20 protein-coding genes are annotated in these 24,588 nt (G+C 67.3%); 10 read left to right on the forward strand and 10 right to left on the reverse strand.

All coding sequences use genetic code 11. The features are described 5' to 3' along the window. The 6 genes from siaA to metW all read left to right on the forward strand — a co-directional run bounded on the left by siaA (position 1) and on the right by metW (position 5,640). Complete coding sequence (siaA, locus tag pbN1_RS08615; protein WP_244857212.1) at positions 1-2,010, forward strand: biofilm regulation protein phosphatase SiaA; 2,010 nt, start codon at positions 1-3, stop codon at positions 2,008-2,010. A 2-nt stretch (positions 2,011-2,012) separates the two neighbouring features. Beyond that, positions 2,013-2,555 (forward strand): biofilm regulation protein kinase SiaB, encoded by a 543-nt coding sequence (gene siaB, locus pbN1_RS08620; protein WP_169200911.1) that lies wholly within the window; start codon positions 2,013-2,015, stop codon positions 2,553-2,555. 13 nt (positions 2,556-2,568) lie between these two features. Beyond that, positions 2,569-2,946, forward strand: a complete 378-nt coding sequence (siaC, locus tag pbN1_RS08625; protein ID WP_169117301.1) for a biofilm regulation phosphoprotein SiaC — start codon at positions 2,569-2,571, stop codon at positions 2,944-2,946. 2 nt (positions 2,947-2,948) lie between these two features. Beyond that, on the forward strand, positions 2,949-3,755 hold the full coding sequence (gene siaD / locus pbN1_RS08630; protein ID WP_169200910.1) for a biofilm regulation diguanylate cyclase SiaD: 807 nt from the start codon (positions 2,949-2,951) through the stop codon (positions 3,753-3,755). Positions 3,756-3,922: 167 nt separating this feature from the next. Continuing rightward, the gene (gene metX, locus pbN1_RS08635; protein WP_169200909.1) at positions 3,923-5,050 is read left to right on the forward strand and encodes a homoserine O-succinyltransferase MetX; all 1,128 of its coding nucleotides are present in this window, start codon (positions 3,923-3,925) and stop codon (positions 5,048-5,050) included. Positions 5,051-5,052: 2 nt separating this feature from the next. Further along, entirely contained in the window at positions 5,053-5,640 is a 588-nt protein-coding gene (gene metW, locus pbN1_RS08640; protein WP_169200908.1) for a methionine biosynthesis protein MetW, read from the forward strand. A 59-nt stretch (positions 5,641-5,699) separates the two neighbouring features. Here metW and pbN1_RS08645 read toward each other — a convergent pair whose 3' ends face one another. Next, positions 5,700-6,017: a hypothetical protein gene (locus tag pbN1_RS08645; protein ID WP_169200907.1), complete on the reverse strand. Its 318-nt coding sequence runs from the start codon at positions 6,015-6,017 to the stop codon at positions 5,700-5,702. A 476-nt stretch (positions 6,018-6,493) separates the two neighbouring features. On the opposite strand from pbN1_RS08645, the gene pbN1_RS08650 reads away from it, so the two are divergent. From pbN1_RS08650 to can, 4 genes are all read left to right on the forward strand, one after another. Then, the gene (locus pbN1_RS08650; RefSeq protein WP_244857213.1) at positions 6,494-8,614 is read left to right on the forward strand and encodes a putative bifunctional diguanylate cyclase/phosphodiesterase; all 2,121 of its coding nucleotides are present in this window, start codon (positions 6,494-6,496) and stop codon (positions 8,612-8,614) included. 87 nt (positions 8,615-8,701) lie between these two features. Continuing rightward, positions 8,702-9,997, forward strand: coding sequence for an AmpG family muropeptide MFS transporter (locus pbN1_RS08655; RefSeq protein WP_342343977.1), 1,296 nt, complete (start codon positions 8,702-8,704; stop codon positions 9,995-9,997). Between the two features lie 13 nt (positions 9,998-10,010). After that, positions 10,011-10,742 (forward strand): uracil-DNA glycosylase family protein, encoded by a 732-nt coding sequence (locus tag pbN1_RS08660; RefSeq protein WP_169200905.1) that lies wholly within the window; start codon positions 10,011-10,013, stop codon positions 10,740-10,742. A gap of 19 nt (positions 10,743-10,761) precedes the next feature. Continuing rightward, positions 10,762-11,418 (forward strand): carbonate dehydratase, encoded by a 657-nt coding sequence (can, locus tag pbN1_RS08665; RefSeq protein WP_169200904.1) that lies wholly within the window; start codon positions 10,762-10,764, stop codon positions 11,416-11,418. Between the two features lie 96 nt (positions 11,419-11,514). Here the strand turns inward: can and pbN1_RS08670 are convergent, their stop codons facing one another. The 9 genes from pbN1_RS08670 to pbN1_RS08710 all read right to left on the reverse strand — a co-directional run bounded on the left by pbN1_RS08670 (position 11,515) and on the right by pbN1_RS08710 (position 24,573). Continuing rightward, positions 11,515-13,686 (reverse strand): primosomal protein N', encoded by a 2,172-nt coding sequence (locus pbN1_RS08670; RefSeq protein WP_169200903.1) that lies wholly within the window; start codon positions 13,684-13,686, stop codon positions 11,515-11,517. 470 nt (positions 13,687-14,156) lie between these two features. Next, the gene (gene hemE, locus pbN1_RS08675) at positions 14,157-15,227 is read right to left on the reverse strand and encodes a uroporphyrinogen decarboxylase (protein WP_169200902.1); all 1,071 of its coding nucleotides are present in this window, start codon (positions 15,225-15,227) and stop codon (positions 14,157-14,159) included. A 99-nt stretch (positions 15,228-15,326) separates the two neighbouring features. Beyond that, entirely contained in the window at positions 15,327-16,784 is a 1,458-nt protein-coding gene (locus pbN1_RS08680; protein ID WP_169200901.1) for a TrkH family potassium uptake protein, read from the reverse strand. 3 nt (positions 16,785-16,787) lie between these two features. After that, positions 16,788-18,191, reverse strand: coding sequence for a Trk system potassium transporter TrkA (gene trkA, locus pbN1_RS08685; RefSeq protein WP_169200900.1), 1,404 nt, complete (start codon positions 18,189-18,191; stop codon positions 16,788-16,790). 79 nt (positions 18,192-18,270) lie between these two features. Next, positions 18,271-19,515 (reverse strand): sigma-54-dependent transcriptional regulator, encoded by a 1,245-nt coding sequence (locus pbN1_RS08690; protein WP_169200899.1) that lies wholly within the window; start codon positions 19,513-19,515, stop codon positions 18,271-18,273. A gap of 3 nt (positions 19,516-19,518) precedes the next feature. Next, positions 19,519-21,639, reverse strand: coding sequence for a sensor histidine kinase (locus pbN1_RS08695; RefSeq protein ID WP_169200898.1), 2,121 nt, complete (start codon positions 21,637-21,639; stop codon positions 19,519-19,521). After that, positions 21,636-22,229, reverse strand: coding sequence for a DUF4390 domain-containing protein (locus tag pbN1_RS08700; protein WP_425305760.1), 594 nt, complete (start codon positions 22,227-22,229; stop codon positions 21,636-21,638). The genes pbN1_RS08695 and pbN1_RS08700 overlap by 4 nt, the downstream gene beginning before the upstream one ends. Further along, a complete protein-coding gene (gene rsmB, locus pbN1_RS08705) occupies positions 22,189-23,499 on the reverse strand; it encodes a 16S rRNA (cytosine(967)-C(5))-methyltransferase RsmB (protein WP_169200944.1) in 1,311 nt (436 codons plus the stop codon). Before rsmB ends, pbN1_RS08700 begins: the two co-directional genes overlap by 41 nt. Before the next feature lie 303 nt (positions 23,500-23,802). Continuing rightward, positions 23,803-24,573: a sulfite exporter TauE/SafE family protein gene (locus pbN1_RS08710; protein ID WP_169200897.1), complete on the reverse strand. Its 771-nt coding sequence runs from the start codon at positions 24,571-24,573 to the stop codon at positions 23,803-23,805. Positions 24,574-24,588: the final 15 nt, after the last annotated feature.

The following is a 24,588-nucleotide window of genomic DNA, read 5'->3' on the forward strand; positions in this document are numbered from 1 at the left end:
TTGCGGTGGAAATCGGGCCTGTGGCTCGCGGCGCTGCTCGCGCTGCTGTTGCTGTTCGCGCTGCTGGCCGGACGGGCTGGCCTCGACGCCTTCCGCGATCATTTCGGCGCCGGCTTCGCGCGCAACCACGCGCTGCTGCAGGCGCAGAAGCTGGTCACGCTGATCACGCGCGAATTGAGCCTGTCGCAGCGGCTCGCCGAACTCGAAAGCGTGCGGCGCTTCCTGCGCGGCGGAGACGCCTCGGGGCAGGCGGGCGTCGATGCGGAACGGTTCCGGCGCGCGTTCACCGACGCTTCGGTGTTCCTCATCGCCCATGACAGCGGGCACTACTACTTCAGCGACGGCACCGCGCCCGATGCCTGGGTGAAGCCGAGCTACACGCTGCAGCGCGGCGACCCCAAGGACGGGTGGTATTTCGCCACCGTCCGCGACGCACGCCCGTATGCACTGAACGTCAACGTCGACGAAAAGCTCAAGGTCACGAAAGTCTGGTTCAACGTGCTGGTGCGCGAAGACGAAGGCGGGCGCATTCTCGGCCTGGCCGGCTCCGGCCTCGACCTCACGCGCTTTCTCGCCACCTTCGTCGGCACCGTCGATTCGGGCGTCACGAACTTCATCATCAACGGCGACGGCGCGATCCTCGCCCACCCCGACGAGTCCCTGATCGAGTACGCGGCGCTGACCAAGGCGGCCCCCCGGCGCACGCTGCACGGGCTCGTCGAGGACGGCGCGGACCGCAAAGCGCTGGACGGCATGCTCGCGGGCCTGCGCGAGGCGCCGGGCAGCGGCGGCGGCGTCCTGCGCGTCGATCTGCAGGGCCAGCCGCGCGTCCTCGGTGCAGCCTACGTGCCGGAGCTCGACTGGTACGTGATCACCGCCGTCGACCTGGGCGCCGCGCAGGTCATCGACGAAACCGTGCTGTGGCCGCTCGCGCTCGGCGCGATCGCGCTGCTGCTGCTGTTCGCGGCCGCCGTCAGCATGGGCGTCGACCGGCTGATCCTGCGGCCCCTGGTGCGCCTGACCGACTCCGCGCGGCGCATCGCCGCGGGCGATTACCGCCAGCGCCTGCGTACGCGCCGCAGCGACGAACTCGGCTCCCTGACGCGCGCCTTCGACGACATGGCGCGCCAGATCGACGCCCACACCAGCGAGTTGGAAAGCCGGGTCGCCGAACGCACCCGCGACCTCGCGCAGGCGCACGACCGCATTGCCGCGACGCACCGGCAGATCCAGGACAGCATTCGCTACGCCGGCCTGATCCAGCACGCGATGCTGCCGCACCGTGAGCTGCTGCGCGCGCTGCCCGACGACCACTTTGTGCTGTGGCAGCCGCGCGACACCGTCGGCGGAGATTTCTACCTGTTCCGCGAGGCGCCGGGGCAGTTCCTCATCGGCATCGTCGATTGCGCAGGGCACGGCGTGCCCGGCGCGTTCATGACGATGATCGCGCACGCCGGCTTCGACCTGGCCGTCCAGGAACTCGGACTGTCGGATCCCGCGGCCCTGCTGAGGCGCATGGACAGCGCGACGCGTACGCTGCTGCCGGGCGACGCCGCGAGCCGCCACCTCGCGACCAACATGGACGTGGGCCTGTGCCACGTCGACCTCGCGACCGGCCGCGTAACCTTCGCCGGCGCGCACGCCGAGCTCTACCGCTGCGAGGGCACGCGGTGCGAGCAGATTCGCGGCAGCCGACGCAGCATCGGCGAGCGGCGGCGCGCGATTTACGAGAATGTCATCCTCGCCGACGGCCCCAGCTGCACGTATTATCTGACTACCGACGGGTTCCTGGACCAGGCCGGGGGCGAACGCGGCTACGGCTTCGGCAATCGCCGCTTCGCAGACGCGCTGGGCGGGATCGCGGCGCAGCCGATGAAGAGCCAGGAAGAAGCGCTGCGGCGACGCCTGGCCGATCACCAGGGAAGCTGTCCGCAGCGCGATGACATCGCGGTGATCGGTTTTCGTGTTCCCGGTCGGGCCGCCGCGCCCGACCCCGTTTCCGGGGGGTGAGAATGGAAGAGGTGGATGTGTTGTCCCTGCGCGAAGCGTTCTCGCGCCAGGGAATCATGCTGGGCTTCAACGGCCCGTTCTCGGCCACGCTGATGGAGGAGATCGGCAAGGCCCTGCGCAAGCACATGGAGGGGCTCGCCGAATCCCCCTCGGCGATCACCGACGTTTTTTCGGCATATATCGAGCTGAGCCAGAACATCCGCCACTACGCCGCGTCGAGCGGCGTGAGCGGGGCCGCGGCCGAAGCGACGATCATCGTTTCCCGCGACGAGGCGGGGCATTACGTGGTCAGTGCCGGCAATGTCGTGCTCCATGACGATGGCGAGGCGCTGGTCGCGCGCATCGGCGAACTCGCCGCACTCGACAAGGCCGCGCTGAAAGCCGCGTTCAAGACCCAGATGCGCAAACCCCGCGACCCGGAGGCGAAGACCGGCGCCGGACTCGGGCTGATCGACCTGGCGCGCCGCGCGAGCCAGCCGCTCGCCTGCGGCGTAAAACCCCTTGACTCCCAACACGCCTTCTTCAGCCTGCGCGTGGTGATTTGAACTGAGGTCCGAAGTGAACGATTTCGAGATTCCCGCCACCGAATCAACTCCCCTCATCCGCACCGACCGCGCAGCCGGGCGGCTGGAAATGAGCGGCGATTCCTATCCGGAAAATTCCTTCGAACTGTTCCAGCCGGTCCTCGACTGGATCGCCGGCTTTCTCGGCCAGCTCCTGCAGCCACTGACGCTCGAGCTGAAACTGCTGTATCTCAACACGAGCAGCGTGCGTGCGATGATGGACATCTTCGACGCCCTCCAGGACGCGCACGATCGGGGGCAGCCGGTCGAGGTGAATTGGCGCTACGACCGTGACAACGAGCGCGTCGCCGATCTGGCTGCCGAATTCAAGGAAGACTACAGCTTCCCCTTCGAGATCATTCCCGGTTCCTAGCGATGAGTTCAGGATTTCCCCTGCCGCCCGGCGAGCGCCCGCTGACCGAACGCATCGATGCGCTGCTGACCGATGCCGAACACCGGGACAATCCGTTGCGCGCGCCGCTCGCCGAGCTCTACAACGCCTTTTCCGACCACCTCCACCAACTCGAGCGCATCACCCGCATCAGCGACCGCTACCAGGCCGCGGAGCGCGACCGCGGCGCCGGCCATGCCGTCAATTACCGGCGTCAGCTGCGCAGGCTCGAAAAGATCGTGCGCATCAGCGACCAATACCAGAGCATGCTGCGCGAACTCAACCAGCGCCTCGAATGGCTGTCCCATCGCGACGCCCTCACCGGACTGCCGAACCGGCGCCATGCGCTGATGCGGTTGCGCGAGGAGCATGTCCGCGCCCAGAGGGGCGGCCGCTCGTTCGTCATCGCGATCATCGATATCGACCACTTCAAGGACATCAACGACACCTGGGGGCACGAGTTCGGCGACCAGGCGCTGACGGCCGTCGCCGCACGGCTCGCGGCGTCGGTGCGCGAGTACGACGTGTGCGCGCGCTGGGGTGGGGAAGAGTTCCTCGTGATGCTGCCGGACACCGGCCCTCATACCGCAGGCGACAACGCCCAGCGGCTGCGCGCCTGCGTCGGCAGCGATCCGTTCATCATCAGTGGCCGGGAGCTGCGCATCACCGTCTCGCTCGGCGTGGGCAGCTACCACCCGGGCGAGGATCTGACGGAATTCATGAAACGGGTCGATGATGCACTGTACCTCGCCAAACACGAGGGGCGCGACCGCATCGCGTTCGCCGCATGAGCCGGTCGTCCGGCGAATTTGACAATTGCGCACGGCCACGCTAATTTTTCGCCTTCACGCGCCGATTTGAACCACAGCTTGCGGGCGCTCAATAAATCCGGCTAAAGCGAGGGCGACCCAGTCCGCGTTTCCCAGCCGGCTGGGTTTTTTTGTCTACAGCGAACAACATGATCCAACCCCAATCCGTCGGCGCCGTCGTCCCGCAGCGGGCGCACTTCGCCGAGCCGCTGCCGCTGCGCAGCGGCGACGCCCTGCCCGAGTACGAACTCGTGTACGAGACCTACGGCGAGCTCAACGCCGCGCGCAGCAACGCCGTGCTGGTATGCCACGCGCTGTCCGGCTCGCACCATGTCGCCGGCCACTATGCGGACGACCCCGGCAACATCGGCTGGTGGGACAACCTCGTCGGGCCCGGCAAGCCGCTCGACACGCGCAAGTTCTTCGTCATCGGCGTCAATAACCTCGGCGGGTGCTACGGTACGACGGGCCCCGTCGCGGTCAATCCGGCGAGCGGCAAACCGTGGGGGGCGGACTTCCCGTTCGTCACCGTCGAGGACTGGGTCGCCGCCCAGGCGCGGCTCGCCGACCGGCTCGGCATCGAACGCTTCGCCGCGGTCCTCGGCGGCAGCCTCGGCGGCATGCAGGCGCTGTCGTGGGCGCTGCAATACCCGGACCGCATCGCGCATGCGGTGCTCGTCGCGTCGGCGCCGAGACTCACCGCGCAGAACATCGCCTTCAACGAAGTCGCGCGCCAGGCGATCCTGACCGACCCCGACTTCCACGGCGGCCATTACTACGAACACGGCGTGGTGCCGGCGCGCGGGCTGAAGCTCGCGCGCATGCTCGGCCACATCACCTACCTGTCGGACGACGCGATGGCCGACAAATTCGGCCGCACGCTGCGCCACGGCAAGGCGGTGTACAGCTATGACGTCGAGTTCGAGATCGAGTCCTACCTGCGCTACCAGGGCGACAAGTTCGCCGGCTTTTTCGACGCCAATACCTATCTGCTGACGACCAAGGCGCTCGACTACTTCGACCCCGCGTTCGAGCATGGCGGCATCCTGCGGGCGGCGCTGGCACGGGCGACGGCGGACTTCCTCGTCGTGTCGTTTTCGACCGACTGGCGCTTCTCGCCGGCGAGAAGTCGCGAGATCGTCTACAGCCTGCTGCACAACCGCCGCAACGTCAGCTACGCGGAGATCGAGAGCGACGCCGGGCACGACTCGTTCCTGCTCGACGACGCGCATTACCACGGGCTGCTTGCGGCCTATTTCGACCGCATCAAGGTTTGACGATGGCCTACCGCTACGACTACGAAGTGATCACGAAGTGGATTTCGCCGGGCGAGCGGGTGCTCGATCTCGGCTGCGGCGACGGGAGCCTGCTCAGGCACCTCGCCGAAGTCCGCCAGGTGCAGGGGTACGGCGTCGAGAACGACGCGGACAAGCTGCTGATCTGCCTGCGCAACGGCGTCAATGTGATCCAGATGGACATGGAAAAAGGCCTCGCCGGCCTCGAGGACGGTTTCTTCGACCACGTCATCATGAGCCTGTCGCTGCAGGCAATGCACAACACCCAGGGAATCCTCGCCGAGATGCTGCGCGTCGGTCGCGAAGCGGTCGTCAGCTTTCCGAACTTCGGCTACTGGCGCCACCGCCAGAGCATCCTCAACGGCCACATGCCGGTATCGGAAAGCCTGCCGCACCAGTGGTTCAACACGCCGAACGTGCGCTTCTTCACGATCGCGGATTTCGACGCGCTGTGCGCGATGAACGGCATCGTGGTGCGCGAGCGCCTGGCTTTCGACGAGAGCAGGCTGATCGAAGAAGAGCCCAACTTCCTTGCCAGCGTCGCCGTATATCGGCTCGGCCGCCCCGACTGAACCGGCCGCGATGTGCAGCGCGGCCGTACTGCGCGGCCGCTACGGCGCGCCGCAAGTGCTCAGCCGACGACGAAGTTCGCGACATCCACCTTGAGCACCGGGCGCCCGAGCGCGACGGCGGTGACTGCCGCGAAGCGCCGGGCCCACTCGCCGGCCTGCCTGAATCGCTCCTCGCCGCCATATTTCGCGACATTAAGGATCATGTCGAGCGCGAGAATCTTCCCCATCGGGTTCGACGGCGTGCATTCGAGCGTCTCGAACTCCTGCGACAACCAAGCACGCGCCTGATCCTTCGCCAGGCCCACCGTGTCGGCCTCATGCACCGTGAATTCGTATTCGCGTCCCGCGCCGAACGATACAACGACGTGCTGGCTCATGTTCGTCTCCCCTCTCAATGGTTATTGGATTGCCGCGAACCCGCATTCTCAGGCGCCGTGGTGCCGCCGGCAAGCCCATACGCAGGCGTATCGTTGCAGTGCAGGATTGTAAGCCTGGAAACTGGCTGTCAGAATCGCCCCAAACTGGGCTGGTCCTGCGCGGATGGGCTCCGGATGGCAACACCTCCCAACCGCTCATAACCTCCTGGCATGTTTTCGCACAAGACGGTTCTCCTTTCGTTCGCGTTGCCCGTCGCTCTCGCTGCACCGGCCGGTCTCATGCTCGCATCGGCCGCAGCGGCCATGGAGAGCGACGCCCCGGCAGCCCCCGCGCCGGCCGTCGCCGGTTTTGGCGCCGGGGCCCTGGCACTGGCGGTGCTGCTTGGCGGAGGAAGACCGATATATCGCCGCTATCGTCGCCGCCGCGAGGCCGCTACTGCCGGGCGGCTTTTCAGCGCAGGCAAGGCCGGCAACTCATGACCGCCAATACCGACGTCGCCACAGGCGGCCCCAGCACAGACGAAGTGGCCCAGCGCGCGGCGATGCTGCAGACGATCCTCGACAACATTCCGTGTGCCGTGTCGCTCGTCGACAACGAGCAGCAGCTCGTCGCATGCAACGAGGAATTCAAGCGCCTGCTCGATTTCCCGCCGGAACTGTTTACCTGCGGTCTGCCGTCGCTCGAGACGTTGTTCCGCTACAACGCCGCGCGCGGCGAGTACGGCCCCGGCGATCCGGACGAGGTCGTCGCCAATCTTCTCGCCCGCACGCTTCAGCCGGCTCCGCACAGCTTCGAGCGCCGCCGGCACGACGGCACGGTACTGCTCGTCCAGGGCCAGCCGCTGCCGCAGGGCGGCTTCGTCACGACCTACACCGACATCACCGCCCGCAAGCGCGACGAGGAGCGGCTCCAGCTCGCGGACAAGGTATTCGAGAACAGCCCCGAGGCGATCGTCATCACCGACCTCGGTCATCGCATCGTTTCGGTCAACCCTGCCTACACCGCGATCACCGGTGTCGCGGCCGCCGCGGCACAAGGCACCTGCTTCCGCCCCGGCAGTGATGACGGCGAGGGCGAGGGTGACGCAGGCGGGCCGGATTCGTGCACCGTGTGGGCAATCGTCGGCGCGCACGGTTCGTGGTCGGGGGAAACGACAGGCATGCGCTGCGACGGGCAGCGCTATCCGCGCACGTTGATGATCAACGGCGTGCGCGACCCCGAGACGCGGGAGATCACGCATTTCATCGCGATTTTCTCGGATATCACCGCCCGCAAGCGCGCCGAGGCGGATATTCAGCATCTGGCCTACCACGACACGCTGACCGGCCTCGCGAACCGCTTCTCGCTGACCGCCCGCCTGCAGCTGTCGGTCGCCGAGGCGCGCCGCAACGGACAGCGCCTGGCGGTGATGTTCCTCGATCTGGATCGCTTCAAGCACATCAACGACTCTCTCGGCCATCCCGTCGGAGACGAACTGCTGAAGCAGGTCGCGCGGCGCCTGCGGGACGCGGTGCGCGAAACGGACACCGTCGCGCGCCTCGGCGGCGACGAATTCGTCGTCGTGCTGCAAGGCATCGGCGGCGCCCACGACGTCACGCACGTCGCGGCGAAGCTGCTCGCGCGGCTCTCCGCCCCGTATTGCGTCGACACCACCGAGCTTCATACGACACCGTCGATCGGCATCAGCCTGTTTCCCGACGACAGCGCCGACCCGGCGGCGCTGATGCGCAACGCCGACACCGCGATGTATCACGCCAAAGCCGCAGGGCGCGCGAAGTTCCAGTTCTACACCGACGAGATGAACCGCGCCGCGACCGCGCGACTGGATATCGAGCGCAAGCTGCGTGGCGCCGCGGCACGCGGCGAATTCGAGCTGTGGTACCAGCCCCAGTTCGACTCGCGCCAGGGGCACCTCACCGGGCTGGAAGCGCTGGTGCGCTGGCGTCACCCGGAGGACGGGCTGATCGCCCCGCCGCGCTTCATCCCGCTTGCCGAGGAAACGGGGGTCATCGTCGAAATCGGCACGTGGGTTCTTCGCGAGGCCTGCCGGCAGGCGCGGCAGTGGCTCGACGCGGGACTGCCGCAGCTGCGCATCTCGGTCAACCTGTCGGTGCGCCAGCTGCGCGAAAAATGCCTCGTCGAGACGGTGTCGGCAGCGCTCGCGGCAAGCGACCTGCGCCCCGGGCTGCTGGAACTCGAAATCACCGAAAGCGCGGTCATGGACAACCCGGACGAAGCGGTCGCGCTGCTGCAGGCGCTGAAGGATCTCGGCGTGCGCATTGCAATCGACGATTTCGGCACCGGGCACTCGTCGCTGTCCTACCTCAAGCTGTTCCCGCTCGATCATCTGAAAATCGACCGCTCGTTCGTCTCCGACATCGAACACGATGCGAACGACGCGATGATCGTCGCCGCGGCAGTGTCGCTCGCGCACAACCTCGGGCTTTCGGTGATCGCCGAAGGTGTCGAGTCCGCGGTCCAGGTCGCGCGCCTGCGCGAACTCGGCTGCGACGAGCTGCAGGGTTTCCATTTCAGCCGCCCGGTGACGGCGGACGTCGTGGAAAACTCGCTGCGCACCGTGTGGCGGACCGCCTGACGGGGCTTCAACCGTCAACCCCGCCGCAGCACGGATCGCCGGCGCAATCTGGGATAATGCCCGCCACCCCTCGCCGAGTGTCCCCTCGTGTCCGAATTGCGCCGCCCCGCCTGGCTCGAAGTCCTGCTGAACCGCCGCATGCTGATCTGCATCTTCACCGGCTTCGCGTCGGGGCTGCCGCTGTACCTGCTGCTGAACCTCGTGCCGGCCTGGCTGAAGACCGAAGGCCTGTCGCTGAAGGCGATCGGCGCATTCGCGCTGATCCAGTTCCCCTACACCTGGAAGTTCCTGTGGGCACCGCTGCTCGACCGCTTCGGCATCCTGCCGTGGCTGGGCAGGCGCCGCGGCTGGATGCTGGTGTCGCAGCTCGGGCTGGTCGCTGCGATCGCCTGGCTCGGCCAGCTGTCGCCCGTCACCGACCTCGGCCTCGTCGTCGGGCTGACTGCCGCAATCGCGCTGCTGTCGGCGACGCAGGACATCGCACTCGACGCGTTCCGGCGCGAGATCCTCCCCGAGATCGAGCTCGGCCTCGGCAACGCGATCCATGTGAACGCGTACCGTGTCGCCGGCCTCGTGCCCGGCTCGCTGTCGCTGATCCTCGCCGACCACCTGGCGTGGGGTCCGGTGTTCGTGATCACTGCGCTGTTCATGCTGCCGGGCGTCGCGATGACGGTCTTCTCGAACGAGCCGCGCGAGGCTGCGGGCACCCCGCGGACGCTGCGCGCAGCCGTCGTCGAGCCGTTCCGCGAGTTCTTCGGCCGCCACGGCCTGCGTTCGGCGCTGCTCGTGCTCGCGTTCCTGTTCCTCTACAAGCTCGGCGACTCGCTGTGCACCGCGCTCGCGACGCCGTTTTATCTGGACATGGGCTACAGCAAGACCGACATCGGCATCGTCGCGAAGAACGCCGGCCTGTGGCCGTCGGTGATCGGCGGCATCCTCGGCGGGCTGTGGATGCTGCGGCTCGGCATCAACCGTGCGCTGTGGCTGTTCGGCCTCGTGCAGGTCGTCACGATCCTCGGCTTCGTCTGGCTCGCGTGGCTCGGGCCGATGCCGTCAGATGCGGGCCGCCTTGCCGTGCTCGCGATCGTCATCGCCGGCGAAGCGATCGGCGTCGGCCTCGGCACGACCGCGTTCGTCGCGTACATGGCGCGCACGACGCATCCCGCCTACACTGCGACGCAGCTTGCGCTGTTCACGAGCCTGATGGCGATGCCGCGCACGTTCATCAACGCCTCGGCCGGCTGGCTCGTCGAGCGCATGGGCTGGTACGATTTTTTCTGGGCATGCTTCTTCCTCGCTATTCCGGGCATGCTGCTGCTGCTTAAAGTCGCGCCGTGGAACGGCGAAGCGAAAGCGGTTGCCGCGATGCCGGGCCGCGCCTGACAGGCCACACGCCATGACAACCGACCCTTCCATCCGCGCCCTGATCGCCGCTGCCCGCGCGCTGTCCCGGGAAGTCGACGGCATGCGCTTCGCGCCCCCCGTCAGCCACGTCTACAACCCGCTCGCCTACGCGTGGACGATCCACGAGAACTACCTGCGCCGCTACGGCGCCGGGCGCAAGCGGGTGCTGTTCATCGGCATGAATCCGGGCCCGTTCGGCATGACCCAGACCGGCGTGCCGTTCGGTGAAGTCGCGGCGGTGCGCGACTGGCTCGGCCTGGCCGGCCCGGTCGGCAAACCGGCAGTGGAAAACCCGAAGCGTCCGATAGAGGGCTTCGCGTGCCCGCGCTCGGAAGTCAGCGGGCGCCGCCTGTGGGGACTGTTCCGCGAACGCTTCGGCACGCCGGAAGCGTTCTTCGCCAGCCACTTCGTCGCCAACTACTGTCCGCTGGCGTTTTTCGACCACGGCCGCAACCTCACGCCGGACAAACTCCCCCCCGCCGAATCCCGGCCGCTGCTCGCAGCCTGCGACGAGCACTTGCGCCGCGTCGTCGAGGCGCTCGAACCCGACTGGGTGATCGGCGTCGGCGCCTGGGCGGAAAACCGCGCCGCGGAGGTGCTCGCCGGCCGGGCGCTGCGGATCGCGCGGATCCTCCACCCGAGCCCGGCCAACCCGGCCGCGAACCGCGGCTGGGCCGAAGCGGCGACCCGCCAGCTCGAAGCACTCGACATCTGGACTCCCTAATCACTGCCGAGACGAAACGATGCACGAAATCGATCAGCTGTTCACCAACAACCGCAACTGGTCCGAGCGCATCCGCGGCGAGGATCCCGCCTATTTCCGCCGCCTCGCGAACCAGCAGTCGCCGCAATACCTGTGGATCGGCTGCTCCGACAGCCGCGTGCCGGCAAACCAGATCATCGGCCTCGCCCCGGGCCAGGTCTTCGTCCACCGCAACGTCGCCAACGTCGTCGTGCATACCGATCTCAATGCGCTGTCGGTCATCCAGTACGCCGTCGACGTGCTGCAGGTCAAGCACGTCCTCGTCGTCGGCCACTATGGCTGCGGCGGCGTCGGGGCGGCGCTCAACAACAGCCGGCTCGGCCTGATCGACAACTGGCTGCGCCACGTGCAGGACGTGCGCGACCTGCACGAGACGATGCTGGCGGCGATCGAGGACCCGTTGCTGCGCATCAACCGGTTGTGCGAGCTCAACGTGATGCAGCAGGTCGTCAACATCAGTCAGACCTCGGTGCTGCGCGAAGCCTGGGAACGCGGCCAGCCGGTGATGATCCACGGTTGGTGCTACGGCCTGTGCGACGGACTGGTGCGCGACCTCGGAGTCAGCGCGACGTGCCGCAGCGAAGCGCTGGAACGTTACCGCGACGCCGTGCGCGCACTGCGCACGAATCCCGGCTGAGAGCCGGGCGGCGGCTCTCAAGAAAACGCCGGGCCGCCCCAAGTTTTCTTGTCCCCCTCGGGGGGCGGAAACGGCAAAGCCGTTTCCTGGGGGCGCTCAGACTTCGAGCGGGTCGACATCGAGCTGCCAGCGCAGGTCGCGCGTCAGCCGCTGGGTGCGCAGCGCGTGGATCCAGCGGCCGACGAACTCCTGCAGCAGCGCCCGTTCCCCGGCCTCGACGAGCAGCTGCGCGCGCTCGCGGCGGGCGAGGCGGGTCATGCGCATCGGCACCACATCGAACACCTGCACACCTTCCGGCGCACTGTCCTGCGCGAGGCGACGGGCATGGGCGAGGAACTTCATCGCCTCGTCGAGCGCCGGCGCGTCGGCGCGCAGCATCGCCTGATGGGTGATGGGCGGGAACCCCGCCTGGCGGCGCTCGTCGAGCGCACGCGCGGCAAAGGCGTCGAAATCGTGGCGCACCAGGCAGCGGTACAGCGGATGTTCGGGATATTCGGTCTGGATCAGCACTTCGCCGGGCAGGTGCGCACGTCCGGCCCGCCCGCCAACCTGCATCAGCTGCTGGAACAGGCGCTCCGGCGCGCGGAAGTCGGCCGCGTGCAGCGAGGCGTCGGCGCCGACCACGCCGACCAGCGTGAGCTGCGGAAAATCATGCCCTTTCGCCATCATCTGCGTGCCGACCAGGATGTCGGCCTCGCCGGCGGCGATCGTCGCGAGCATGGCCTCCCACTGCTTCCGGGTGCGCGCCGAGTCACGATCGACACGCAGCACCCGGGCGCCGGGAAAAAGCTCGACCAGCCGCGCTTCGACGCGCTGCGTGCCGCGACCGAACGGCTGGATGTCCTGGTTGCCGCATACCGGGCAGACGCGCGGGATCGCGCTGTCGCAGCCGCAATGGTGGCAGCGCAGCCGGCGGTCGGCGAGATGCACGACCAGGTTCGCCGAACAGTGCGGGCACTGGCTGACCCAGCCGCAGGACGGGCACGACAGCACCGGCGCGTAACCGCGACGGTTGATGAACACGAGGCTCTGCTCGCCGCGCGCGAGGCGCTCGCCGATCGCCGCCTGCAGCGCCGGGCTGAGGCCCTCGTCGAGGCGCACGCGCCGCGTGTCGATGCGCCGCACCGCCGGCAGCGTGCTCGCCACCGCACGCGCGGATAGGCGCAGGCCGCGGTAACGCCCGGCACGCACGTGCTGCCAGCTCTCGAGCGACGGCGTCGCCGAGCCGAGCAGGATCGGCACGTCGCGTTGCCGGGCGCGCCACACGGCGACGTCGCGGGCCGAATAGCGCACGCCTTCCTGCTGCTTGTACGACGCGTCATGCTCCTCGTCGACGAGGATCAGCCCCAGCCGGGGCAGCGCGGCGAACACCGCGAGCCGCGTGCCGAGCACGATGTCGGCACGGCCTTCGAGCGCCTGCACGAAACCACGCGAACGTGCGCCTGCGGCGAGTCCCGAATGCAGGCTGATCACGGTTGCCGACGGGAAGCGGCCGGCCACCCGCGCTTCGAGCTGCGGCGTCAGCGCGATCTCCGGCACCAGCATCAGCACCTGGCACCCGGCCTCGAGCGTGCGGGCGGCGAGGCGCAGATAGACCTCGGTCTTGCCGCTGCCGGTGACCCCCTGCAGCAGCCACGGCACGAAGCCCGGCCCGGCGGCGAGCACGGCGTCGATCGCCGCGCCCTGCTCGGCCGTCAGCTGCGGCAGTTCGCCTGCGGCGTCGGCGGGATTGGCGCGCCGCACGGGGACGATCCAGCCACGGCGCAGCGCGTCGGCGAGCGCGTCACCGGACGGCAGCGCCCGCGCCACGCTGTGCCGCACGACGCCCAGCGCGACCAAATCACGCAGCAGCGCGAGCGCCCGGCTCGGCCGCCGCGGCGCCGCAAGGGCGGCGCGGCCTGCATCACCGACGTCGAGCAGCGGATCCGATTCGCGGTCGCTGACCGCGTCCGCGCGGCGCAGGCCCGGCGGCAGCGCCAGCGCGATGACTTCCCCGGGGGGCGCGTGGTAATAGCGCGCGACGAACGCGACGAGTTCGAGCCAGTCGCGTGGCAGGGGCGCGACTTCGCGCTGGATGTGGCGTACGGCTTTCAGCCGCGCGGGGTCGATCGCGGAATCGTCGGCGATCGCGACGATGACGCCGCTCTTCTCGCCGCGCCCGAACGGTACGCGGATGCAGCGTCCGATATCCCCTTCGGTCGCATCTTCAGACGTGTAATCAAAGAGTTGCGGCAGAGGAACCGGCAGGGAAACGCGAACGATCCGCATGTCTGATTCATACCTTCGTGGGTCTTTCTTTTGCCGTCAAAAACTTGCCGAAGGCAGTCATGTTGCCGCGTGGAAAATCGAAGCCGATCTCTACCGGATAACCCTTAAACGGCTTGTCCACATATTCTGTGGATAACTTTGTGAACAGCTTGGGTGAAACGCCCTGAAACCGGTACGCAGCAAGCCATTCAGTCACTTTGCCTTAACAGTGGGCAAATTTTTTCTTCATATTTTTCAGGAGCTTATTAGCGGCACGTAATATCGCGAACGCTTGTCGTGCAGTTTTCGGTCCGGAACGGCGCAGTGTGCATAAGTCAAGCTGTTTCTAAATATTTTCTCCTTGACAGCAGCCGCTCGACGCAAAGCAGAACCAGCCATTCCTTCGTCATCGAAGGCCGCCGCTGTCCGGAACGGAAACCACCCGAAGCAGCGCGGCAGGCGGGCGGGTGCGGCAGTTCCCGCTGCCGCCCTCAGCGTCCGCCGCGCAATTTGCGGCTGTGCTGATGCACGGTGTCGACGAGCACCGATACCGCCTCGGGCGGCGTGAACTGCGAGATGCCGTGGCCGAGGTTGAACACATGTCCGGGGTGCGGGCCGAACGCGTCGAGCACCCGCTTCGCCTCGGTCGCGATCACTTCGGGCGGCGCAAACAGGATCGCCGGATCGAGATTCCCCTGCAGCGCGACCTTGTCCCCGACGAGCGCGCGCGCGCGGCCGATATCCATCGTCCAGTCGAGGCCGACCGCATCGCAGCCGATCGCGGCGATGCTCTCGAGCCACAGGCCGCCACCTTTGGTGAACACGATGCTCGGTACGCGCTCGCCATCGCGCTCGCGGATCAGGCCGGCGACGACGCGCTCGAGGTACGGCAGCGAGAACTCGCGATAAGCCGCTTCCGACAGCACGCCGCCCCAGGAATCGAACACCATGACCGCTTGCGCGCCGGATTCGATCTGCGCGTTGAGGTAGGCGACGACCGAGTCGGCGGTGACGCGCAGCACGTGATGCAGCAGGTCGGGCCGGGTGTAGGCCATGGTCTTGATGCGGCGATAGTCGTCGGACGAACCGCCTTCGACCATGTAGCAGGCAAGCGTCCACGGGCTGCCCGAGAAACCGATCAGCGGCACGCTGCCACCGAGCGCACGGCGGATCTCGGCGACCGCATCCATGACGTATTGCAGTTCGGCGTGCGGGTCGGGCGCGACCAGGTTGCGGATTTCCCATTCGTCGCGCAGCGGGCGCTCGAAGCGCGGGCCTTCGCCTTCGGCGAAGTACAGCCCCAGTCCCATCGCATCCGGCACCGTGAGGATGTCCGAGAACAGGATCGCCGCGTCGAGGTCGTAGCGTGCCAGCGGCTGCAGCGTGACTTCGCACGCGAGCGCCGGACTCTTGCACAGGTTCAGGAAACTGCCGGCGCGGCGCCGCGTCTCGCAGTATTCCGGCAGGTAACGCCCGGCCTGGCGCATCATCCAGAGCGGCGTGTAGTCGGTGGGCTGGCGCAGCAGCGCGCGCAGGAAAGTGTCGTTCTGGAGACGGCTCACGGTTACATCCTTTAGTCTGCCGGTTCGGGGCAAAGCGCGATTATCCGCGTTTTGCGGCGTCATGCCGACCCCGACCTGCTGTGGCGCGGCGGGTGCGCCTCAACGCCGCCAGAAAACGGGCGTCAGCACGACGAGCAGCGTGAAGATTTCGAGCCGCCCGAGAATCATCGTGAACGCCAGGGTCGCGGTCTGGAAATCGTTGAGGCCGGCGTAATTGGACGCCGGGCCGATCGCGCCGAGTCCGGGGCCGGTGTTGTTGAGGCATGCGACGACCCCGGAAAAAGCGGTGATGATGTCGAGGCCGGTGGCCGCAAGCACCAGCGTCAACGCGACGATGCTGACCATGTACATGAAGCTGAAGCCCAGCACCGCGTGCAGGATGTCCTCCGACACCGGCTGGCTCCCGAGGCGCACCGGATGCACCGCGTTGGGGTGCAGCGAGCGGACGATCTCGCGATATACCTGCTTGTACAGGATGATCGCCCGCATCATCTTGATGCCGCCGCCAGCGGAACCGGAACAGGCGATGAAGCTGCCGAGGAACAGGATCCACATCTGCGCGAACATCGGCCACAGCGTGTAGTCGTAGGTCGCGAGCCCGAGCGAGGTGGACATCGACACGACATGAAACGCGACGTAGCGCAGCGTCGTCAGGAAATCGGCATGCGCCTCGACGCTCATCAGGTAGGCGGTCAGCACCGCGACGCTCGCGAGCAGCACGCCGAAATAGAACGGCAACTCGGGATCGGACAGGTACGGGCGCGGGCTGCTGCGCACCAGCGCGAGGTAGTGCGTCGCATAGTTCAGTCCCGCGAGCAGCGCGAACGCGATCGCGACCATCTCGACGGGCACGCTGTTGAAATGGCCGAGCGACGCGTCCTTGCTCGAGAAACCGCCGAGGCCCGTCACCGAGAACGCGTGGATCAAGGCCTCCCAGCCGTCGAGGCCGGCGAGCCACAGGCTCAGCCCGCAGGCGGCAGTGAGCAGGATGTAGGCCGTCCACAAGCCTTTTGCCGTCTCCGTGATGCGCGGCGTGAGGCTCGACTCCTTCATCGGCGTCGGCACTTCGGCGCGGAACAGTTGCCGGCCGCCGATACCCAGCAGCGGCAGGATCGCGACCACCAACACGATGACGCCCATGCCGCCGATCCAGTGCATGAAGGTGCGCCACAGGTTGATCGAGATCGGCATCTGGTCGAGGCCGCTGAGGACCGTCCCGCCGGTCGCGGTCAGGCCCGACACTGCCTCGAAGTAGGCGTCGATGACGGAGAGACCGGGTACATAGCCGAACAGCGGAATCGCGCCGAAGACCGGCGTCACGACCCACGTCAGCGCGACGAGCAGGAAGCCGTCGCTCGGTTTCAGGTCGCGCTTGACGCGGCGCGTCAGCGCCCACAGCACGACCCCGACCGCGCAGGTCAGAAGCACTGCGTCATCGAACGCGCGGGTCGCGCCGTCGTCGAGGAAAAACGACACTGCGAGCGGAAAGCCCATCAGCACGCCGAACATCGTCACGATCAGGCCGAGGGCGCTGAGGACCGGGAAGTAGCTGCGCATGGTCTACAGGAACGTGAAGCCGACCTGGAAAAGCTTCTCGACCTGGCGCACGAGCTTCTTGTGCGTGCAGAAGACGATCACGTGGTCGCCGCCTTCGATCACGGTGTCGTGATGTGGAATGACGACCCCGCGCCGCATCACCTTGCCGTCAGGGCGCAGCTCCTCGCGCACGATCGCGCCGATCGTCGCGCCCTTCGGCAGCGCGATGTCCTCGATCGCGCGGCCGACGACGTTCGAGTCCTTCTCCTTGCCGTGCGCGATGATCTCCAGCGCTTCGGCTGCACCGCGACGCAGGCTGTGCACGGCCACCACGTCGCCGCGCCGTACGTGCGCAAGCAGCGAGCCGATCGAGGTCTGCGCCGGCGAGATCGCGATGTCGATCGGCCCGCCCTGCACCAGATCGGCGTAGCTGCGGCGGTTGATCAGCGCCAGCGTGCGGCGCGCGCCCATCCGCTTCGCGAGCGACGTCGACATGATGTTGTCTTCGTCGTCGTTGGTCAGTGCGAGGAACAGGTCGATCTCGTCGATGCCTTCGTTCTCGAGCAGCTTCTCGTCGGTGGTGTCGCCGCGCAGCACCAGCGCCCGCCTCAGCTGCGTTGCGATGGCCTCGGCGCGGTGCTTGTCGACTTCGAGCACCTTGACGTTGTAGTCCGCCTCGATCGAACGCGCGAGCCGCAGGCCGATGTTGCCGCCGCCGGCGATCATGACGCGCCGCGTCACCCGGTCCGAGCGGCGCATTTCGCGCATCACCTGGCGGATATGCACCGTCGCGGCGAGGCAGAACACTTCGTCACCGGGCAGGATCGTCGTATCGCCTTCGGGGAGCAGCGGTTCGCCATGGCGGTAGATCGCGGCGATCCGCACCTCGACATTCGGCATGTGGTAGCGCAGCGCCTTCAGCGGATGGCCCACCAGTGGCCCGCCTTCGAACGCGCTGACGCAGATCAGGCTGAGCACCCCATCGGCGAATTCCAGCACCTGCAGCGCCTCCGGAAACGCGATCAGGCGCTTGATGTAGTCGGTGACGATCTGCTCGGGGCAGATCGAGAAATCGACCGCGAAGTTCTCGCTGTTGAGCAGCTCCGGATGCTCGACGAAATCGGTGGAGCGCAGTCGCGCGATGCGCGTCGGCAAGTTGAACACCGTCTTCGCGACGCGGCACGCACAGAGGTTCGTCTGGTCCGACTGCGTCACCGCGATCAACAGGTCCGCGTCATCGGCACCGGCGTCGCGCAGCACCTGAGGCGACGCCCCATTGCCGAGCACGGTACGCAGTTCCAAGCGATCGCGCAGGATTTCGAGATGCTCGGCGTTGGTATCGACGAGGGTGATGTCGTTGGCCTCGGAAACGAGGTTCTCCGCGACCGAGGCGCCGACCTGCCCGGCGCCGAGGATGATGATTTTCACCGCCGGGATCTCCTGTGGCGCATTGCGGGCACGCGCTCGTCATCGGCCGGGAAGCCGGATTTCGCCCCGCCGGCCGGGTTCAATTTTCCTCGCTCCGGCGTCCGGCCTGCAGGCCGAGCTGTTTGAGCTTGCGGTACAGATGGGTGCGTTCGAGCCCGCTTTTCTCGGCCAGCCGGGTCATGTTGTTGCCTTCGAGGCGTAGGTGATGCTCGAAGTACAGGCGTTCGAACGCTTCGCGCGCCTCGCGCAGCGGCTGGTCGAGGGACACGCCGACATGACCTTCGGTGGACGGGATCAGCAGCCGCCGAACGTCGGCGAGGCCGATCTCCTCTTCGAGCGTGCCGAGCGCAAGCGATTTCACTGCGGCGCGCAGTTCGTTGTATCCGCCGCTCCAGGGCTGCGCGCGCAGCGTGTTCAGGGCGCCGGTCGAAAACTGCCGGCGCGGCACCTCGCCCGCCTCGACCAGATGCAGCAGCAATTGCGATGCGAGTTCGGGCAGATCGTCGCGCACATCAGCGATCGACGGCGGCGCGAGGCTGACCTCGAACAGGCGCGCCACGAGCGACTCCTCCCACCCTTCGCGGACCAGCGCGTCGAGCGTGTGGTCGGTCGCGACGACGAGGCGCAGGTCGTAGCGCTCGAGGCGCTCGAGCGCGAACGCGAGGTTCTTCTGCTGGGTGCGCGCCAGCCGCGACAGTTCAGGCACGAACAGGACGCCGCCCTGGCAGGCCTGCAGCTGGTTGACGTCGAGCGGCGGCGAGACCGTGGACAGATCCAGCCAGGGCGCCCCTTTCGCCTGGAAGCTGCGCGCGGCGAGCTCCGCGAGACTGCCGGCGCCGATGCGCAGCAGCAGCACGCGCGACGTCACCGCGACCTGCTGGACCAGCCGCTGCAGCTCGCGCAGCGGCACCGAACGGGTAAAGGCAGCGAGCGTCAGCGGCGACGGCGCGCCCGGTGCGGCCGGGCGCTGCAGCCCGCGCTTCACCGCGGCGAGCAGCTTCTGCAGTCCGATCGGCTTTTCGAGGTAGTCGATCGCCCCGATGCGCGTGGCCTCGACCGCGGTGTCGATCGTGCCGTGGCCGGACATCATCACCACCGGCATCGTCAGCTGCCCGTTGGCGGACCACTCCTTCAGCAGCGTGATGCCGTCGGTGTCGGGCATCCAGATGTCGAGCAACACCAGGTCCGGGCGCGCGGCGTTACGCGCGGTGCGGGCCGCGGCAGCGTTCTCCGCGAGCACGATGTCGTGTCCTTCGTCGCTGAGTATTTCGAAGAGCAGCTCGCGGATGCCGACTTCGTCGTCAACTATGAGTATGTTCGCCATGGGTCACTTGTCGCTGGTCGGGGGTGCGAGCCGCAAGCGGATGCGGACTTCGGCACTCCCGGAGTCTCTGTTCAGCAGGCGGATTTCTCCACCATGTTCGTCGATGATCTTCTTCACCATCGCGAGGCCGAGGCCCGTCCCGCGGCTCTTCGTCGTGAAGTACGGCTCGAACGCGTGCGCCAGCACGGTCGCCGGGAAACCCGGCCCGTTGTCCCGTATCAGCAGCCCGGCGTGGTCCCCTTCCCCGCGCGTGACGAGCGTCACCACGCCGTCGTCCTGTTCGGCCAGCGCATCCTCGGCATTCTGGAGCAGGTTGTGGATGACCTGGCGCAACTGGGTCGCGTCGCCCGCCACGGAAGGCAGGCCGCGCTCGAGTTCGGCGCGCACGCGCACCGGCGAACTCTCGTAGAGATTCAGGATCTCGGCGATCAGCGCATTCAGGTCGACGCTGCCGATGACCGGACCCGGAAGTCTCGCATAGTCGCGGAATCCATTGACGAGATTCTTCATCGACTCGACCTGGTTGATGATCGTGCGCGTCGCCCGCTCGAGTATCTCCCGCCCTTCCGCATCGACCCGGTCGGCGAGCTTGTAGGCCAGGCGTTCGGCCGACAGCTGGATCGGCGTCAGCGGATTCTTGATTTCGTGCGCGAGCCGACGCGCGACCTCCGCCCAGGCTGCGGTCCGTTGCGCAGCGACCAGCCGGGAAATGTCGTCGAAGACGACGACGAGGCCGCCGCCGGAGGCGGTCGGCAGGCGCGCACCGTGGATCAGCAGCGTCTGCGTGCTGCCGTCGGCACCAGGGAATTCCACCTGCTCGTGCCAATCGCCGTCATGTTCGTCGAAACCTTTCAGCAGCGCGTCGCGGAAGCTCGGGTGGCGCGGCCACTGCGCCAGCGGCACCTCCTCGAAACCCGTCAGCTCGTCCTCGAGGATCGCCATCGCCCCGGCGTTCGCGGCGCGCAGCGTGCCATCCCCGGCGAACGCGAGCACGCCGGTCGACAGGTTCGCGAGCACGCTTTCGAGATAGGCACGCGCCGATTCGACTGCCGCGCGGTTGCGATCGGCAGAATCGCGCGCCTCGACGAGCTGGCGCGTCATGCGGTTGAACGACTGGGTCAGCACGCCGAGCTCGTCGTGCGCCGGCAGCGCCTGGCGCGGGCTGAAGTCGCCCTGCGCCACGGCCTGCGTGCCTTCGGCGAGGATCAGCAGCGGCGCGACGAGGCGACGTGACAGGACGAACGCGACCGCGACCGCGGCAAGGAGCGCGAGCAGCAGCGTCAGCGTCAGCGTCAGCGTGTAGATGCGGTTCAGTCCGGTACGGCCCAGCGTGAGCTGCTGGTATTCGCGGTACGCTTCCTGGACCGCTTCGGCGTGGCGCGCAAACGTTTCGGGGACCGGCTGCGTCAGCTGCAGATACTGCGACTCGGCACTGAGAATGCGCGACGGAATCGGCACCACGACGCGGATCCTGAGCCCGTCGCCGGGCCGGGTATCGACGATGTGATAACGCTGCGTCTGGCGCGCCTGGCGCAGCTGCGCGACCGTCGGGAGATCAGGCAGGAAACCGCCGAATTCGCCCGACACGGTCACCAGCACTTGGCCGTTGGAGCCAATCACCGAGGCGCTGCTGACGCCGGCGCGTTCGCGCAGGCGATTCAGCAAGGTCGGCAAAACGGGCGCCACGCCTTCGAGTTCCAGCGCCATGTCCTGGGCCTTGTCACCGATCTGCGAAGCCAGGTAATCGAGCGCGTTCTGCCCCAGCGCGATGCCGCCTTCGAGCGCGGAATCGACCCGCACATCGAACCACGACTCGATGCTGCGGACGACGAACTGCAGCGATACCGCATAGACGATGATGCCGGGGACCAGCGCCATCAAGGCGAACATCAGCATCAGCCGGTACTTGATCCGCGAGCCGAACTGGCGATCGCGGTACTCGCGCCACAGCGCGCGCAGCTGGAAACCGACCAGTCCGCCGAGGGCGACTGCGACCGCGCCGTTGATCGCGAGCAGATACGGATAGCTCTTGGCGAAGAGATCGGTGTTCGAACTCGCCGACGCCAGCAGAAACAGCGAGATGCCGGCGACCGCCGCGACGACGATCAGTAGGACACGTTTCATCCCGGGCCGCCGGCGAGGAACGTCCACCGCATCCAGTCGGTCTCCAGATTCCAGTCCCGGCTGCCGAGCGCGGTGACCTGGAACGGCTTCGGCAGCAGGCTCGTGTCGAGGAAAAAGCGCAACGCCGCGCGATAGGATTCGCCCGCATCGAGTTCGTCGACGGGGACGATCTGCCAGTTGCGGATCCGCAGCATCGTTCGCACGGCCGAATCCAGCGTGTCGAAACTCTGGTGGAAGTTGCCGACCGACAGACGGAAGTTGCGCGTGATCGCGTGGTACGAGAGGCGGAAGTTCAGCGCGCGCTCGACGACAACCTCGTCGAACCAGTACCAGCGCGGCTGCTCGACGATGAATTCGGCGGTGAAATACAGCGACACGCCATGGGTCACCGCATCGGCCAGCCGCTGGTTGAGGTCGAGGTCGATGTCGGCGTTGACCACGTAGCCCTCTTCGCTCGCGACGATCTCGGCGTAGCCGATATCCCCTTCCGCGGTCGCCGGCAGCGGCAGCAGGCCCAGGAGCAGCGCGAGCAGCGCGGCCCGCAGCAGCTTAGCGACGCTTGCCAAGGAGCGCGTAGAAAAAACCGTCATGGTCCGTATCGGGCAGCAACTGACGCTCGAGGCTGCCGTCGATCTCGAGCCGCTCGAGATCGGGATGGCGTGCACTCAGCCGCATGATCTGGGCTGTATTTTCTTCATCGAAAACGGAGCAGGTGACGTAAAGCATCCTGCCGCCGAGCGCCAGCGTCGGCCACAGTGCGTCGACGATCCCGGCCTGCTGGGCGGCGAAGCGGCGGACATCCTCGCGTCGCCGCAGCCACTTGATATCCGGATGCCGGCGCGCGACACCCGACGCCGAACAGGGAACATCAGCAAGGATGCGGTCGAACGGCCGGCCATCCCACCACGCGTCGAGGGCGCGGCAATCGGCAGTCAGCACCTGCGCGTGCAGGCCGAGGCGCTCGAGGTTGTCGCGGATGCGCTGGACGCGTTTCGGATCGAGCTCCAGCGCGACAAGCTCGACCGGCATCGTCTCGAGGATATGGGCAGCCTTGCCGCCTGGCGCCGCGCACGCGTCGAGCACCCGCTGGCCGGGCGCGAGATCCAGCCACCGCGCAGCCCACTGCGCCCCCGCATCCTGCACCGAGACGCGCCCGGCCGCGAAACCGGGCAGGCTCGCTACCGGCACCGGTTTATCGAGCACGAGCGCGTCGTTCGCGAGCCGCCGGCAGCCGATGCCGGCTTCGCGCAGTTCCGCTTCGACGGCCTCCACGCTCGCTCGCGTGCGATTGACCCGCAGCGCCATCGGGGGCCGCTGGTTGCCCGCTTCGAGCGCGGCTTCCCAGTCGTCGGGACAGGCGGCCCGCATCTGCGCCACCCACCACGCGGGATGGCGGTAGCGCGCCGCCTCGTCCGCCTCGACGATGCGCGCCAGCTCGTGTTCGTCGCGCAGGCGCTTGCGCAGCACGCCGTTGACGACGCCTTTCAGGCCCGGCGCGAGAACCGCGGCCGCATCGACCGCCTGGTCCACCACCGTGTGCGCCTGATCCGGACGGTGCTCGAGCCGGTGCAGCGCCACCAGCAGCAGGGCGTGCAGCGCAACCGGCAGGGGCTTGTGCAACAGGCGGCGCAGGACGGCGTCGCCGCGCCCGTAGTCGCGCAGCGTCCCCCACGCGAGATCACGAACCGCGCCGCGCGTCGCATCCGGCCAGCCGGGATTCGCGCGCAGCAGCCGTTCGTAGGCCTCTGTCAAATTGGCACCCCCGAGGACCGCCTCGACGAGAGACGCCGCCTGCAACAGGGCATAGCCGAGACCGTCGCTCGGAAGCGTGGGGCGGCCCTTGGCCGGTCGGGAGAAAATGGTCACGGGAATCGGAACTTTGCTGGATGGCACCCTGCCCCGCAAGCTACGCGAGGGGCAAAGTGCTCAAGTAATTTGGCAACATCTGTGTGATGCAGCGCGTCGCGCCATTGTAATACTGCAGCGCGGTAATTCCGCGTCCGGCAAGGTGTTTATCGGCGCGTCGATGAATGATGGCAATCCATCGACCTTCGGCCGCCTCACGGGGAACAGCATGAGCTGGCATGTGAAACCGGAGTCCGACATTCGAGCCGGACGGAACGAAGCGCAGAAACGTGTTCCACGTGAAACCTTCGCGTTGCGTCACCCGGCGGCGACATCGAACAACATTTTTCCGATCAGCACCGTCACGACACCGAGAAACATTTTTCGTACGAACGCCGCGCCGTGACGCAGCGCGAGCCGCGAACCGACGAGCGCGCCGGCGAGGTTGGAGCAGGCCATCACACCGGCGGCCTGCCACAGGATCGCGACGTGCGAAGTGAAGAACGCGATCGCCGCGAGGTTCGTCGCGACATTCACGATCTTCGCCGTCACCGACGCGCGGAGAAAGTCCATCGCCAGGAAGCGGACGAACAGGAAGATCAGGAAGCTTCCGGTTCCCGGGCCGAAGAACCCGTCGTAGAACCCGACGCTCGCACCAATCAGCACGGCCGGCGCGGTCGCGTGCTGCGGTTCGACCGTTGCATCTGCTGCGCCAAAGTCCTTGCGAATGAACGTGTAGATTGCGACCAGTATCAGCAGCAGCAGGATCACGGGCTTGAGCACCGCAGGCGACAAATATGCGACGGCACGCGCCCCGAACCATGCTCCGGCGAGCGCGGACGCCGCAGCCGGCAGCGCGACCCGCCACGGAATCGCAACCCGCCGCGCGTACTGTATCGCCGCACTGCTCGTGCCGACGATGCTCGCGAGCTTGTTGGTGCCGAACAGCGTCGCCGGCAGGCTCGCGGGGAAAGCCGTGAACAGCGCCGGGATCTGCACCAGCCCGCCGCCGCCGACCACCGCATCGACAAAGCCGGCAAGAAAGGCAGCAAGCCCGAGAAAGAACAGGAGCGTTTCGGGATCGCCCATCAATGTGGGCCTGTT

Source organism: Aromatoleum bremense (genome assembly GCF_017894365.1).
Lineage (GTDB): Bacteria > Pseudomonadota > Gammaproteobacteria > Burkholderiales > Rhodocyclaceae > Aromatoleum > Aromatoleum bremense.